The 14,925-nt window shown below is 72.3% G+C and carries 6 protein-coding genes; 2 read left to right on the top strand and 4 right to left on the bottom strand.

Features of this window, described 5'->3' with window-relative positions; all coding sequences use genetic code 11:
• The first annotated feature begins 67 nt into the window (after positions 1 to 67).
• Positions 68 to 694: a ScbR family autoregulator-binding transcription factor gene (locus A4R44_RS15455; RefSeq protein WP_067580536.1), complete on the top strand. Its 627-nt coding sequence runs from the start codon at positions 68 to 70 to the stop codon at positions 692 to 694.
• A gap of 181 nt (positions 695 to 875) precedes the next feature.
• On the opposite strand, the gene A4R44_RS15450 is transcribed toward A4R44_RS15455, so the two are convergent.
• Positions 876 to 1,493: a ScbR family autoregulator-binding transcription factor gene (locus A4R44_RS15450; protein ID WP_232791615.1), complete on the bottom strand. Its 618-nt coding sequence runs from the start codon at positions 1,491 to 1,493 to the stop codon at positions 876 to 878.
• 274 nt (positions 1,494 to 1,767) lie between these two features.
• Here A4R44_RS15450 and A4R44_RS15445 point away from each other — a divergent pair, with 274 nt between their 5' ends.
• Entirely contained in the window at positions 1,768 to 2,535 is a 768-nt protein-coding gene (locus A4R44_RS15445; protein ID WP_095213362.1) for an AfsR/SARP family transcriptional regulator, read from the top strand.
• Positions 2,536 to 2,673: 138 nt separating this feature from the next.
• On the opposite strand, the gene A4R44_RS15440 is transcribed toward A4R44_RS15445, so the two are convergent.
• The 3 genes from A4R44_RS15440 to A4R44_RS15430 form a co-directional block, all read right to left on the bottom strand.
• Positions 2,674 to 3,501 carry an ABC transporter permease gene (locus tag A4R44_RS15440; protein ID WP_067580533.1) on the bottom strand — a complete coding sequence of 276 codons (828 nt, stop codon included), beginning with the start codon at positions 3,499 to 3,501 and terminating at the stop codon, positions 2,674 to 2,676.
• Positions 3,501 to 4,424: an ATP-binding cassette domain-containing protein gene (locus A4R44_RS15435; RefSeq protein WP_067580532.1), complete on the bottom strand. Its 924-nt coding sequence runs from the start codon at positions 4,422 to 4,424 to the stop codon at positions 3,501 to 3,503. Before A4R44_RS15435 ends, A4R44_RS15440 begins: the two co-directional genes overlap by 1 nt.
• Positions 4,425 to 4,537: 113 nt before the next feature.
• Positions 4,538 to 14,914, bottom strand: a complete 10,377-nt coding sequence (locus tag A4R44_RS15430) for a type I polyketide synthase (protein WP_067580530.1) — start codon at positions 14,912 to 14,914, stop codon at positions 4,538 to 4,540.
• Between the last annotated feature and the right edge of the window lie 11 nt (positions 14,915 to 14,925).

The following is a 14,925-nucleotide window of genomic DNA, read 5'->3' as shown; positions in this document are numbered from 1 at the left end:
ACGGAGGTAGACTGGCGTGTCAGCGTGGCCGTTCCGGGCCCGCGGCTTCCCAAAAGGAGTGTGCGCAGTGGCTCGCCAGGAACGCGCGGAGCAGACCCGCAAGGCCATCCTCGACGCGGCCGCGTCCAGGTTCGACGCGGTCGGCTTTCTCGGCGCGAGCCTGTCGGACATCCTCGCCGAGGCAGGGGTGACCAAGGGCGCGCTGTATTTCCACTTCAAGTCCAAGGAAGAACTGGCGGACGCGTTGATCCGCGAGCAGTTCGTCGTGTGGGACCCGCTGGCCGACATCGAAAACCCGGGGCTGCAGACCGCCATCGACCTCACCCAGAACATGGGGCACAGCCTGCGCACCGACGTGCGCGTGCGCGCGGGCATCCGGCTGGTCATCGAGCAGGGGTCGTTCGTCGCCCCGGCCGCGAACGCCTACAAGCAGTGGAACGACACCGTGCACGGTTTGCTGCTCGCCGCCAAAGCGGCGGGCGACCTGCGGAAAGAGGTCAACGCGCACGATCTCGCGCAGTACGTGGTCGCGTCGTTCACCGGGACCCAGCTCAGCTCGCAGGTGCTGACCGGGCGGACCGACCTGCACGAGCGGGTCACGTTCATGTGGCAGACGATCCTGAACGCGGTGGTCCCGCCGCGGCGGCTGCACAAGTTCGATCCGGCAGGGACTTCTCCCGCCGACGCCGCGTGAGACCAGTACTGTCCAGTGGAAACCGGGCGGTCGGTTTACTTGGCGAAAGTGCTGCCGCGCCGCGGGTTTCGGCGGATCCGGCTCGCCGGGCTCGCGGGTCTCTCCTCGCACCGCGCGGCCGTCCGGTTCGCTTGACCGGCATCGGGAATTCTCGACCCCGCGCCGCGGATGCCGCAGCCGCTCAGGTGCCGGTCGCCTCGGCAGCGGCCGAATCCGCCGGCCGTGCGGCCTCGATCACCCGCCACAGCTCGGAAAGAGTGCTCGCCAGATCCGTGTCCGCCGGGATCGTGCCGCTCGCGGCCGCCGATTCGAGGCCGACACAGGTCACCACGACCAGCAGCGCCGCCATGTCCGGGCGGACGTGCGGGCTCAGCTCCCCCGCCCCGTGCGCCGCGGCGATGTCCGCGCGCACCTGGCCCATCCACGCGCGGACGAAGGCGGCGAACCGCGGGTCGTTCGAGCCCATTTCGCGGGCCAGCCGGAAGCTCGCGCCCACCTTGGCGTCCTCGGCGAGCCAGCCCATCAGCACCCGGCTCAGGCCGGCCAGCCTGCGCAGATGCGGACGACTCCCGCGGGTTCGCGCGACGTGCCCGCGCAGGACCGCGACGGCGGCCGACTGCACCTCGTCGCAGATCTCGTCCTTCGACGAGAAGTGGAAGTACAGGCCGCCCTTGGTCACACCCGCCTCGCGTGCGATGTCCACCATGCTCGTGGCCGCGTAGCCGTCGCGGTAAAACAGCGCCGCCGCAGCGTCCAGCAGCAGGAGCCTGGTCAGCTCCGCACGAGCCTGTTTAGTCACCGTCTTCCCCATCGTCTCGCGCCGGGAACGGCACGGCGTGTGTCCCAGCCCGCTCATCATGACATACCGACCGCCCGGTTTACCAGAGTTCATGGCCGATTACCTGGCAACATCGGCCCGGTCAAGATCAAAACAGACCAACCTCCCGGTTTCACCTTGAAAACCGACCTCCCGGTTTGCTATGGTCCGGTGGTGGACCCGGCTCGGACCGGCAGGCAGCGGCGCTGGGGGCGCCGCCGGACGGGTCCGGCGCGAGAGACACCGGAGGGCAGTCATGCTGAACTACGAAATTCTCGGACAGATCAGAGTGAGCGGCCGGCCCGGCGTCTGCGCCCCGCGGGCCCGCAAGATCGAGACCTTGCTGTCGGTGCTGCTGGCCAAGAACAACCAGGTCGTGACCGCCGAACACCTGATCAGCGAGATCTGGGGCGAACATCCGCCGGCGCGAGCGAGCGCGGCGCTGTATGTGTACGTGTCGCAGCTGCGGAAACTGCTGCGCGGCACTAGCCAGGACGCGGAAGAGAGCCCTGTGGTCACCAGTCCGCGGGGGTATTCGCTGCACGTCGGGATCGGCGAGCTTGACGCTGACCGGTTCACCCGGCTTTACGAGCAGGGACGGACGTTGCAGGGGGACCGCGGCTACGGGCAGGCGGCGAAGGTGCTGCGGGAGGCTACTGGCCTTTGGCGCGGTGCGGCGTTCGGCGGGTTCGCCGACTCGCCTGATGTGCAGGCCTACGCGACGCTCCTTGAGGAAAGCCGGCTCGGGTGCCTTGAGCTGCTGATGGAGACCGAGCTGCTGATCGGGCGGCACCGCGAGGTCGTCGGTCAGCTGTCCGCGCTGGCGAAGGAACACACGCTGCGCGAGACGTTCTACGAGTACCTGATGACCGCTTTGCTGCGCTCGAACCGTCGCGCGGAGGCCCTTGAGACCTTCGCCTCCGCCCGGCAGAACCTGGTTCAGCAGCTGGGCGTCGAGCCCGGCAGTTCGCTGCGGAAGCTGCACCACAGCATCCTCGTCGGCGAGATGTCGGACGCGGTCTGACCCGGCCCGCGTCCGGCCCAGCGGCCCGGTCCTCCGCCACCAGCGGAGACCGGGCCGTTACTCGTGCTCGGGGGCCGGGCGCGGAGAAAGGCGGCCCGTGCTCGGGGACACGGGCCGCCTTCGCCACCGCGGCGGGGGTCAGCCGCGGGCGCGCTGGTGGAACTTCCGGATCGCGAGGTACGCGCCGCCGGCGGTGATGACGACCGACCAGCCGAGCGCCAGCCACACCGTCGATCCCACGGCCGTGCCGTTCATCAGGCCGCGGACGGCGTCGATCACCACCGTCACCGGCTGGTTGTCGACGACGGCCCGCAGCACCGGCGGCATCGATCCGGTGGGCACGAGCGCGCTGGTGGCGTAGGGGACGAAAACGAAGATCATGCCGAGGCCGCCCGCGCCCTCGACGGTCTTGGCGACCGACCCCAGCAGCGTGGCGAGCCAGAACACGCCGGCGGCGAACAGCACCAGCAGGCCGGTCGCGGCGAGCCAGCCGAGCACGCCGCCCGCCGGGCGGAACCCGATGGCCAGGCCGACCGCGACCATCACCACGAGCGAAAGCATGCTGCGCAGCACGCCGGAGACGACGTGGCCGACGAGGACTGCCGAGCCCGCCATCGGCATCGAGCGGAACCGCTCGACCAGGCCCTGTGTCAGGTCCGCGGCCACGCCGACCACGGTGGTCGTCGAGTTGAAGCCGATGCTGACGACCACCAGGCCGGGCACCAGGTAGTCGACGTAGGCCATGCCGGGCAGGGTGATCGCGCCGCCGAACATGAAGCGGAACAGCAGCAGCAGCACGATCGGCAGCGAAACCGCCTGGATCAGCATCTCCGGGTTGCGGACGATGTGCTTGACGTTGCGCGCGACCAGCACCCGGCAGTCCGACAGCGCCAGCGCGAAGGGCGAACGACTCGGGGAGCCGGGGATCCGCGTCCCCTCGCTCTCCCTGGACAGGGTCTGGGTCATCAGTTCGCTCCCGCGGTTCCGGTGAGGGTGTGGAAAACGTCGTCGAGGGTCGGTTCGGAGAGTTCCAGCCGAGTGGTCGCGAGGCCCGCTTCGTCGATCCGGTTGAGCACCAGCCGGACCTGGGCGGGCTGGTCGATCGCGACGCTGACGGTGTCGCCGGTCAGCACCCCGCCGGCGACGTCGTGCGCGCGCGCCGCGTCGGCAGCGGTGGCGAAGGTGAGCTTCAGCCGTTCGGTGCCCACCTTGCGCTTGAGCTCGGCGGCGGTGCCCTCGGCGACCACGCGGCCCTTGTCGATCACCGCGATCCGGTCGGCGAGCTGGTCGGCCTCTTCGAGGTACTGCGTGGTGAGCAGGATCGTGGTGCCGCCGGTGAGCAGCTCGCGGATCGCGTCCCACATCGCCGAGCGGCTGCGCGGGTCGAGGCCGGTGGTCGGCTCGTCGAGGAACAGCACCGGCGGCGAGGTGATCAGGCTGATCGCCAGATCGAGCCTGCGGCGCATGCCGCCGGAGTAGGTCTTGACCTGGCGGCCGGCGGCCGCCACGAGGTCGAACTGCGCGAGCAGTTCGGTGGCCCGCGCCTTCGCCCGCGCGGCAGGCAGGTGGAACAGCCGGGCCATCATCTCCAGGTTCTCGCGGCCGGTGAGCAGCTCGTCGACCGCGGTGTCCTGCCCGGTCAGGCCGATCTGCTCGCGCACCGTCCGCTTGGACCCGGCGAGGTCGTGGCCGTTGACGGTCACGGTGCCGCCGTCGGCGTCCAGGAGGGTGCTGAGGATCCGCACCGTCGTGGTCTTCCCGGCGCCGTTGGGGCCGAGCAGCGCGAACATCGTGCCGCGCCGCACGCTCAGGTCGACGCTTTCCAGCACTTTCACGTCGCCGTAGGACTTGCGCAGCCCCCGTGCTTCGATTGCGTAGCCGGTGACCATGGGGTTACCTCTCCTCGTTCGGGTCTTGTCAGTGGGCCACAGCCCGGCCGGGCCGGACAACAGTGGCCGGGGCCTGCCGGGTTAGGGGTTCCCGCCCCTCGCGGCCGGTGCGCTCAGTCGTCGCCGGCGCCGATCGCCATGCTGATCAGCGCGTCGGCGTCGAGGTCGTCGATCGAGGCCTCCTCCACCGCTTCCGGCTCCTCGGCGCTGTCTTCGGCCAGGCGCACGCCGGCCAGCTCCAGCAGCCCGTCCAGCAGTCCGGCCGCGCGCAGCTTCTCCAGCGGGATGCCCGCCAGCGCCTCCCGGACTCCTTGCTCCGTAACGGTTTCTCCGGCGACGGCCGCTTCGGCTTCTTCGGCGGGCGCCAGTTCCCCGACGAGGAACTCGGCAAGGATCCGCGGGGTCGGGTAGTCGAAGATCAGGCTGACCGGCAGTTTCAGCCCGGTGACGAGGCTGAGCTTGTTGCGGAACCCGGTGGCGGACAACGAGTCGAAGCCGACCTCGTTGAACGAGCGATCCGCTTCCACCGCCTCCGGACCGGCGTGGCCCAGCAGCGCCGCGGCGTGCGTGCGCACCAGGTTCAGCATGGTCGGGACGCGTTTGTTCGCCGCCAGGCCGGCCAGTTTCGTCGCCAGCGATTCGGTGTCCTCCGCCGTGTCCTGCGCCGCGCGACGGCCGGGCGCGCCTGCCAGTCCGCGCAGCACGGCCGGGAGGTCGTCGCCGCCGGAGGACGCCAGCACGCGCGTGTCCAGCGCGATCGGCACCAGGTGCGCCTCCGCCGCACCCACCGTCGCGTCCAGCAGCCGCAGTCCGTCCTCAGTGGACAATGCGGCGATGCCGGTCTCGCCGATCCGGTGCGCGTCCGCGTCTTCCAGCGCCGCGCCCATGCCGTCGCTCCACAGCCCCCACGCCAGCGAGGTGCCGGCGAGGCCCTCGGCACGGCGCCGGGCGGCCAGTGCGTCCAGGAACGCGTTGGCCGCGGCGTAGCTGCCCTGCCCCGGTGCGCCGAGGACCCCGGCGGCCGACGAGAACAGCACGAACGCGGTGAGGTCCAGCTCGCGGGTCAGCTCGTGCAACGCCGCCGCCGCGTCGACCTTCGGGCGCAGGACCTTGTCGAGTCGTTCTGGGGTAAGGGAAGTCAGCACCCCGTCGTCCAGGACGCCGGCCGCGTGCACCACCGCCCGCAGCGGCGCGTCGGCCGGGATTCCGGCCAGCAGCGCCGCCAGCGCGTCCCGGTCGGCCACGTCGCAGGCGGCCAGGGTGACGTCCGCGCCGAGTTCGGCCAGTTCGTCCCGCAGCTCGGCCGCGCCCGGGGCTTCGGCCCCGCGGCGGCTGGTGAGCAGCAGGTTGCGCACGCCGTGCTCGCCGACCAGGTGCCGCGCCACGGCCGTGCCGAGCGCGCCGGTGGCTCCGGTGACCAGCACCGTGCCCTCGGCGTCCCACACCGGAGCCGCCGCCGCGTCGGCCGCCCGGACCAGGCGCGGCACCAGCACCGCACCCGCCCGCAACGCCACCTGCGGCTCGTCGGAGGCCGACACCGCGGCCAGCGTCCGGCCGGCCGGGGTGCCCACGCCGAGATCGGCCAGTGTGATCCGGCCGGGGTGCTCGGCCTGCGCCGAGCGCACCAGGCCCGCGACCGCGGCCCCGGCCGGATCGGGGTTCTCCCCCTCCTCGGCGGCCACCGCGCCCCGGGTCGCCACGATCAGCGAACCGGTGGACCCGGCCAGCCAGTCCTGCAGCAGGCCCAGCACGCGGTGCAGTTCGGCGTGGACGTCGTCCGTGCCGCCCGCGGGCAGCACGACCAGTCCGCTCGCCTCGGCGACCGATCCGGCCGCCTTGGCGCCCAGCGCCTCGGTGAGGCCGAAGGGGTCCGGGCCCAGCACGGTCCAGTCGGTGACCTCGGCGACGGCGTCGAGGTCGGCCTGTTCCCAGGCGACGCGGAACAGCGAGTCGCCGCCGCCGGCCGGCACCGCCTGCGGTACCGCCGACATCGGGCGCAGCAGCAGGGATTCCACCGACGCGACCGGAGCCCCGGCACCGTCGGCGACATCGAGCGAGACCGCGCCGGAGCCGACCGGGCGGACGTGGACGCGCAGGGTCGTCGCCCCGACTGCGTGCAACCGGACGCCTTCCCAGGCGAACGGCAGCGCCGGTTCGTCCCCGGCCGCGCCGGAGACGCCGATGGTGTGCAGCGCGGCGTCGAGCACGGCGGGGTGGATGCCGTAACGGTCCACATCGGACACCGAGGCCGGGAGCTGGATTTCGGCGAACGCTTCGCCGTCGCGCTTCCAGGCCGCGACGAGCCCGCGGAACGCGGGACCGTAGACCAGCCCGTCCGCGGCCAGCTCTTCGTAGGTGCCCTCCAACCGGACTTCCCCGGCATCGGCGGGCGGCCACTCGGCCAGCTCGAACTTCCCGGCCTTGCCCGCCTTGGCGAGCTTGCCGATCGCGTGCCGGGTCCAGACGGCGCTGTCGCCTTCCGGCCGGGAGTGCACGCTGAACGTCCGGGCGCCGCCGCCGTCGGGCGCGTCGAGGGCGAACTGCACGCGGACGCCGGAGCGCTCGGGGACGACCAGCGGGTACTCCAGGGTCAGCTCGTCCAGGCGCGGGCAGCCGGCCTCGTCGCCTGCCCGGATCGCCATCTCGACGAAACCGGTTCCGGGGAACAGGATCGAGCCGCCGACGACGTGGTCGGCCAGCCACGGGTGCGTGCCGACCGAAAGCCGTCCGCTGAACAGCAGCCCCTCGGCGCCGGCCAGTTCCAGTGCCGTCCCGAGCAGCGGGTGGTCCTCCTCGCCGACGGCGCCGGAGGTGCTCTCCAGCCAGAAGCGCTGCCGCTGGAACGGGTAGGTCGGCACCGGCACCGGCCGAGCGCCGGTCGGCTCGTAGACCGCCGACCAGTCGACGTCGACGCCGCTGACGTACAGCTGCGCGACACCGGTCAGCGCGGCCACCGCCTCGTCGTTCTCCTTGTGCAGCAACGAGGCCAGCGCCTCGGGCTGCTCGTCGAAGCAGCCCGCGGCCATCGCGGCGAGCGTGGTGTCCGGGCCCAGCTCCAGGAAGCGGGTCACGCCGTCCGCGGCCGCCCGGGTGACCGCGTCACGGAACCGCACGCCCGCGCGAACCTGATTCACCCAGTACTCCGGCGAGGTCAGGTCCGCCGGGCCGCCGGTGACCGTCGAAATGACCGGGATCCTCGAGTCCGCATAGGACAGTCCTTCCGCGACAGTGCGGAACTCGGCAAGCATCGGGTCCATCAGTCGCGAGTGGAATGCGTGCGAGACACGGAGTTTCTTGGTGCGCTCGAACTTCGCCGCCACTTCGGCAACCGCTTCCGCGGCTCCGGAGATGACAACGGCGGCCGGACCGTTCACCGCGGCGATGTCCACAGTGTCCCCCGCCGCTTCGCGAACCGCCTCGGGAGTCCCGTCGATCGCCGCCATCGCCCCGCCGGCCGGCAGCGCCTGCATCAACGCGCCGCGAGCGACCACCAGCTTCGCCGCGTCTTCGAGGGAGAGCACGCCGGCGCAGTGAGCCGCCGCGATCTCGCCGATCGAATGCCCGGCGAGCACGTCCGGCTTGACCCCCCACGCCCGGACCAGGCGGAACAGTGCGACCTCCAGCGCGAACAGCGCGGGCTGGGTGTAGCGGGTCTCGTCGAGCCCCTCTCCGCTGTCGATGACCGGCCGGATCGGGCGGTCCAGGTGCCGGTCGACCGCGGCGCAGGCTTCGTCGTACGCGGCGGCGAACACCGGGTACTGCTCGGCGAGCCGTGCCCCCATCTTCGCGCGCTGCGAACCCTGGCCCGCGAACAGGAACGCGGTGCGCCCGCTCGCGGTGGCGATCCCGCTGACGACCCCGCGCGCCTCCTCCTCGTCGACCAGCGCCGCGAGACCGCGGACGAACTGCGGTGACCGGCTGCCGATCAGCACTGCCCGGCGGTCGAACGCGCCGCGCGTGGTGGCGAGCGAGAAGCCGATGTCGGCGAGGCTGCCTTCGGGCTCTTCGTCCACATAGGACATCAGCTGTTCGGCCTGCGCGCGCAACGCCGCGGCGCCGCGGCCGGAGACCGGCCACGCGACCGGGCCGTCGTGCTCCGGACCAGTCGAGGCGGTGACCTCGCGCCGGTCGCCCTCCTCCAGGATCACGTGCGCGTTGGTGCCGCTCACGCCGAAGGAGGAGACGCCCGCCCGGCGGGTGTGGCCGTTCGGCAGCCACTTCACCGGTTCGGCCAGCACCCGCACCGCGCCCGAGGACCAGTCGATCTCGCTCGACGGTTTGCCCACGTTCAACGTCGCGGGGAGCTCGCCGTGCCGCATCGCCTCGATCATCTTGATCACCCCGGCGGCGCCCGCGGCGGCCTGGGTGTGCCCGATGTTCGACTTCACCGAACCGATCCACAACGGACGGTCCGCCGAGGTCTGCGTGCCGTAAGTGGCCAGCAGCGCCTGTACTTCGATCGGGTCGCCCAGCTTCGTGCCCGTGCCGTGCGCTTCGACAGCGTCCACATCGGACGGTTCCAGCCCGGCGTCGGCCAGTGCCGCGCGGATCACCCGCTGCTGTGCGGGACCGTTCGGCGCGGTCAAGCCGTTCGAGGTGCCGTCCTGGTTCACCGCGCTGCCCTTGAGGACCGCGAGCACCGGGTGCCCGTTGGCGCGGGCGTCGGAGAGGCGCTCCAGCACCAGGACGCCGACGCCTTCGGACCAGGTCGTGCCGTCGGCGTCGTCGGAGAACACCTTGCACCGGCCGTCGGCCGCGAGTCCCTTTTGGCGGCTGAACTCCACAAAGGTCTCCGGCGTGGCCATCACCGTGACCCCGCCGGCCAGCGCGAGCGAGCAGTCCCCGCCCCGCAATGCCTGCGCCGCCATGTGCATCGCGACCAGCGACGACGAGCACGCCGTGTCCACGCTGACCGCCGGACCTTCCAAACCGAGGGAGTAGGACACCCGGCCAGTGACGATCGAACCGGCGCTGTTCGCGCCCACGTAGTCGTGGTACTGGACGCCCGCGTACACGCCGGTCGGGCTGCCCTTGAGCGAAACCGGGTCGATCCCGGACCGCTCCAGCGCCTCCCACGACGCTTCGAGCAGCAGCCGCTGCTGCGGGTCGATCATCGGCGCTTCCTTCGGCGAGACACCGAAGAAGGCCGGGTCGAAGTCGCCCGCGTCGTAGACGAACCCGCCGCGCGCGACATACGTCGTGCCGGGGCGGCGGCCGGTCGGGTCGAGCAGGCCGTCGAGGTCCCAGCCGCGGTCGGCCGGGAAGCCGCCGATCGCCTCGCGGCCCTCGGCGACCAGTTCCCACAGCTGTTCCGGCGAGCTGACTCCGCCGGGCAGCCGGCAGGCCATGCCGACGATGGCGATCGGCTCGTCCGAGTTGTCCTTAGCGGACACCGCGCTGATCTCGACCGCCGTGCCGGCCAGCTCGGCCAGCAGGTGCGCGGCCAGCGAGGCCGGCGTCGGGTAATCGAAGATCAGGGTGGCGGGCAACCGCTGCCCGGTGGCCGCGGTGAGGCCGTTGCGCAGCTCGATCGCGGTCAGCGAGTCGAAGCCGAGCGACGAGAACTGTGCCGAGGACTCGATTTCGTGCGCGCCGCCGTAGCCGAGCACGGTCGCGGCGTGCCCGCGCACCAGTTCCAGCACGGCGTCGCGCCGGTCTTCTTCCGGCAAGCCCAGCAGCCGTCCGGCGAAGGAGTCCGCTGAGGATTCGGCCGTGGCGGCGACCCGGCGCGTGGTGCGGCCGACGAGCTGTTCCAGCGTACGCGGGAGCCGGTCGAGTTTGCGCAGCACCGGAAGGTCGAGCTTGGCCGGGACGGCGGTCGGCTTGCGGACCGCGAGCGCGCGGTCGAACAGCGCCAGACCGTCCGCAGTGGACAGCGGCACGATGCCGCTGGCCGCGAGCCGCTGCACCTCCTCTCCGGTGAGCGTGCCGCCCATGCCGCCGACCTCGCCCCACAGGCCCCAGTCGAGCGACAGACCCGGCAGACCGTGCGCGACGCGGTGCGACGCGAGTGCGTCCAGGTAGGCATTGGCCGCCGCGTAGCTGCCCTGACCGGGCGCGCCGAGCACGCCGGAGACCGACGAGAACAGCACGAACGCGGACAACGCGGTCTCGCGGGTGAGTTCGTGCAGGTTCAGCGCGCCGTCGACCTTCGGGGCGAGCACGGCGTCGACCCGCTCCGGGGTGAGCGCGGTGACCACACCGTCGTCGAGAACGCCGGCGGCGTGCACGACCGCGGTGAGCGGGTTCTCCTCCGGCAGCGACGCCAGCACGCCGGCCAGTGCCTCGCGGTCGGCGACGTCGCAGCGCTCCAGCCGGACGTCGACCTCGCTTTCCCGCAGTTCGGCGGCCAGCTGGCCGAGCGCGGGCGTGATCCGGCGGCTGAGCAGCAGCAGCCTGCGCACGCCGTGCTCGGCGACCAGGTGCCGGGCGAGCTTTCCGCCGAGCGCGCCGGACGCGCCGGTGACCAGCACCGTGCCGTGCGGGCAGAAGTACGGCCGGTCCAGCTCCGGCGTCGTGCGGACCAGCCGGGGCACGAGGACCGTGCCGAGCCGGACCGCAGCCTGCGTTTCGCCGGAGGCCAGCACCTGCGGCAACACCGCTTCCGGCGTGGTTTCGGCATCGAGGTCGAGCAGGACGAAGGCGTCCGGGTTCTCTTCCTGCGCCGAGCGGACCAGGCCCCAGACCGCCGAGGCGGCGAGGTCGGTGACGTCCCCGGCGGCCGGAACCGCGCCGCGCGTGACCACCACGAGCCTGGCTTGCTCCGGGTGTTCCTCGGCCAGCCACGTCTGGAGGGCGGCCAGGACGCGGTGCGTGAGTTCGTGCGTCTCGGCCGCGGTGCCGGATTCGCCGGCGCACTCCAGGACCTGCACGTCCGAAGTGTCTGCAGTGGATTCTGTCTCCGCAGGCCGCTGCCATTCGATCCGGTACAGCGGAGCGGCCTGCTCGGCGACTGGCGCGGCGAAGGCGCGGAACACCGTCTCGGCGACCGTCGCGACCGGCGCTCCGGTCGGGTCGGCGAGGGCGATCTCGTAGCCGTCCTCGGTGGTCGGCGTGAACCGCACCCGCAGCGCGGACGCACCGGTGGCGTGCAGCTCGACTCCGGTCCAGCAGAACGGAACCAGGCCGACGCCGCCGTCCCCGCCGCCCGCGACGCGCAGGGCGTGGGTGCAGGCGTCGAGCGCGGCCGGATGCAGGCCGAAGCGGTCAGCGTCGCTGTCCTCCGGAAGCGCGACTTCGGCGAAGATCTCGCCGTCGCGTTGCCATACTGCTCGCAGCGAACGGAAAAGCGGGCCGTAGGTCAGGCCGGTGTCGGCGAAGTCGTCGTACACGCCCTCGATCCCGACCGGCTCGGCACCGGCGGGCGGCCACTCGGCCAGCTCCACCCCGCCGCGGTACGACGGTGGCGTGACCGTGCCGCTCGCGTGCAGCGTCCACGGTTCGCCGTCGGCGCCTTCCGCGCGCGAGTGGACCGTCACGGCGCGGACGCCGTGCTCCCCCGCTGCGCCGACGGTCACCTGGACCTGCACGCCGCCGCGCTCCGGCACCACCAGCGGGCTGCTGAGCGTGAGTTCCTCGATCCGGCCGCTGCCGACCTGGTCGCCGGCGCGGACCACCAGCTCCAGGAACGCCGTGCCGGGCACGGTGATGACCTCGCCGAGCCGGTGCTCGGCCAGCCACGCGTGCGTCTCCGCCGAAAGCCGCCCGGTAAGCACCACGCCGTCGGTGTCGGCGAGCGAAACGGCGGCACCGAGCAGCGGGTGCCCGGCCGAGGCGAGGCCGGCCGCGGTCACCTCGTCGCGGTTGGCGCGGGCGTCGATCCAGTAGCGCTTGCGCTGGAAGGCATATGGCGGCAAGTCGACACGCTGGGCGCCACGGCCGGCGAAGACCGCGGCCCAGTCCGGGACGAGCCCGCTGACGAACAGTTCGGCCAGCGCCGTGAGCGCTGCCCGCGGCTCCGGCCGGTCCTTGCGCAGGACCGGCACGACCACCGCGTCGAGGCTCTGCCGGGCGAGCGCGGAGAGCACCCCGTCCGGCCCGACCTCGACGAACCGGGAAACGCCCTGGGCGCTCAGCGCGGTCAGCCCGTCGTGGAACCGGACCGCGGCGCGGACGTGCGAGACCCAGTACTCCGGCGTGGCGATCTCGGCCCCGGCGAGCGCGCCGGAAACGTTGGAGATCAACGGGATCTCGGGCCGGGAGTAGGCGAGCGTGCGGGCGACGGCGGCGAACTCCGCCAGCATCGGCTCCATCAGCGGCGAGTGGAACGCGTGCGAAACCTTGAGCTTCGAGGACTTGCGGCCCTCGAACTTCGCCACCACCGCGGCGACCGCGTCCTCGGTGCCGGAAAGCACCACTGAGTCCGGGCCGTTGATCGCGGCGATGCTGACGGCGTCAGTCAGGTGCGGGGCGACCTCGTCCTCGGTCGCCTGCAAGGCGGCCATCGAACCGCCGGCCGGGAGAGCCTGCATGAGCTTCGCCCGTGCCGCGACGAGAGCGCAGGCGTCGGTCAGCGACAGCACACCCGCGACGTGCGCGGCGGCCAGCTCGCCGACCGAGTGGCCGAGCAGGAAGTCGGGCTTGATGCCCCACGAAGACAGCAGCCGGAACAGCGCCACCTCGATCGCGAACAGGGCGGGTTGGGTGTAACCGGTCTGGTTGATCAGCCGCGGGTTCTCGAAGACGACCGTCTTGAGCGGACGGTCGAGGTGCGGGTCGAGCGCGGCGAAGACCTCGTCCAGCGCCTCGCGGAAGACCGGGAACGCGGCGGCCAGCTCGGCCCCCATGCCCGCGCGCTGAGCGCCCTGGCCGGAGAAGAGGAACGCGGTCAGCCCCTCGACGGCGGTGCCGGTGACGAGCGCGGGCGACGCCGAGCCCTCGGCGAGTGCGGCGACCCCGGCCTTCCCGTCGAGCACGACGGCGCGGTGGCTGAGCGGCGACCGGGACGTCGCCAGCGAGAAACCGAGGTCGAGCGGGGTGGCACCGTCCACAACGGACAGCAGCTGGGCCGCCTGCGCCTTCAGCGCCGCGGTGCCGTGCCCGGCGAGCGGCCACGGGACCGGGACGCCTTCGGGCCAGCTCGGCGTCGCTTCTTCCGCTTCGACGGCGGGGGCTTCTTCGACGATCACGTGTGCGTTGGTGCCGCTGACGCCGAACGACGACACGCCCGCGCGCCGGGGGCGTTCCCCAGCCGCCCACGGACGCTCCTCCGTCAGCAGTTCGACCGCGCCGGAGGTCCAATCGACCTCGGTGGACGGTTCGGTGACATGCAGCGTGCGAGGCAGCAGACCGTGCCGCAGCGCCTGCACCATCTTGATCACACCGCCGACGCCTGCCGCGCCCTGCGCGTGCCCGATGTTCGACTTGATCGACCCCAGCCACAGCGGCTCGGCGCGGTCCTGGCCGTAGGTGGCCAGAAGTGCTTGTGCCTCAATGGGATCGCCGAGCGTGGTGCCGGTGCCGTGGCCCTCGACAGCGTCCACATCGGACGCCGAGAGCCGCGCGTTGGCCAGTGCCTGCCGGATCACCCGCTGCTGCGAAGGGCCGTTCGGCGCGGTGAGACCGTTGGACGCGCCGTCGGAGTTCACCGCGGAGCCGCGCACGACCGCGAGGACCGGGTGGCCGTTGCGGCGCGCGTCGGAAAGCCGTTCCAGCAAAAGGGTCCCCGCACCCTCGGCCCAACCCGTGCCGTCCGCGCTGTCGGAGAACGCCTTGCACCGGCCGTCCGCGGCGAGCCCGCGCTGCCGGCTGAACGCCAGGAACGGACCCGGCCGCGACATCACCATCACACCACCGGCCAGCGCCAGCGAGCAGTCGCGCTGCCGCAGCGCCTGCACGGCGAGGTGCAGGGCGACCAGCGACGACGAGCACGCCGTGTCGACCGTGACGGCCGGTCCTTCCAGCCCGAGCGCGTAGGCGACCCGGCCGGAAATGACCGACGCGGCGTTGCCGGTGCTCAGGTAGTCCGCGACCTCGCCCGCCAGCACCGACGGCGGCAGCTCGTCGTAGTAGTCCTGATCGCCGCTGCCGACGAACACGCCCACCTGCTGCTTGGCGAGCGAGTGCGGCGCGATGCCCGCCCGCTCGAACGTCTCCCACGCCAGCTCCAGCACGAGCCGCTGCTGCGGGTCCATGGCGAGCGCCTCGCGCGGGGAGACGCCGAAGAACGGCGCGTCGAACTCGCCCGCGTCGTGGACGAACCCGCCCTCGGAGACGTAGCTCGTGCCGGGGCTGTCGGGGTCGGCGTCGAACAGGGTGTCCAGGTTCCAGCCGCGGTCGGACGGGAACGCGCCGACCGCGTCCCGGCCGCCGGCCACCAGTTCCCAGAGGTCCTCCGGCGAGCGCACGTCGCCCGGGTACCGGCAGCCCATCGCCACGATCGCGATCGGCTCGGCTTCCGCCGCCTCGACCGCACGAAGCCGCTCACGCGTCTCCTGCAGGTTGGCGGTCACCCGCTTCAGGTAGTCGACCAGCTTGCTTTCGTCAGTCATCGCCAGAATCC

The organism is Amycolatopsis sp. M39 (assembly GCF_001651785.1).
Classification (GTDB): domain Bacteria; phylum Actinomycetota; class Actinomycetes; order Mycobacteriales; family Pseudonocardiaceae; genus Amycolatopsis; species Amycolatopsis rubida.
The sequence above is the reverse complement of the archived record's forward strand: the minus strand, read 5'-3'. Positions and strand labels throughout refer to the sequence as shown.

What these genes read in the sequence shown, in the direction of transcription:
- A4R44_RS15445 (WP_095213362.1), top strand. Translation starts at nt 1,768, where the DNA reads ATGCTGAACTACGAAATTCTCGGACAGATCAGAGTGAGCGGCCGGCCC.
- A4R44_RS15440 (WP_067580533.1), bottom strand. Translation starts at nt 3,501, where the DNA reads ATGACCCAGACCCTGTCCAGGGAGAGCGAGGGGACGCGGATCCCCGGC.
- A4R44_RS15435 (WP_067580532.1), bottom strand. Translation starts at nt 4,424, where the DNA reads ATGGTCACCGGCTACGCAATCGAAGCACGGGGGCTGCGCAAGTCCTAC.
- A4R44_RS15430 (WP_067580530.1), bottom strand. Translation starts at nt 14,914, where the DNA reads ATGACTGACGAAAGCAAGCTGGTCGACTACCTGAAGCGGGTGACCGCC.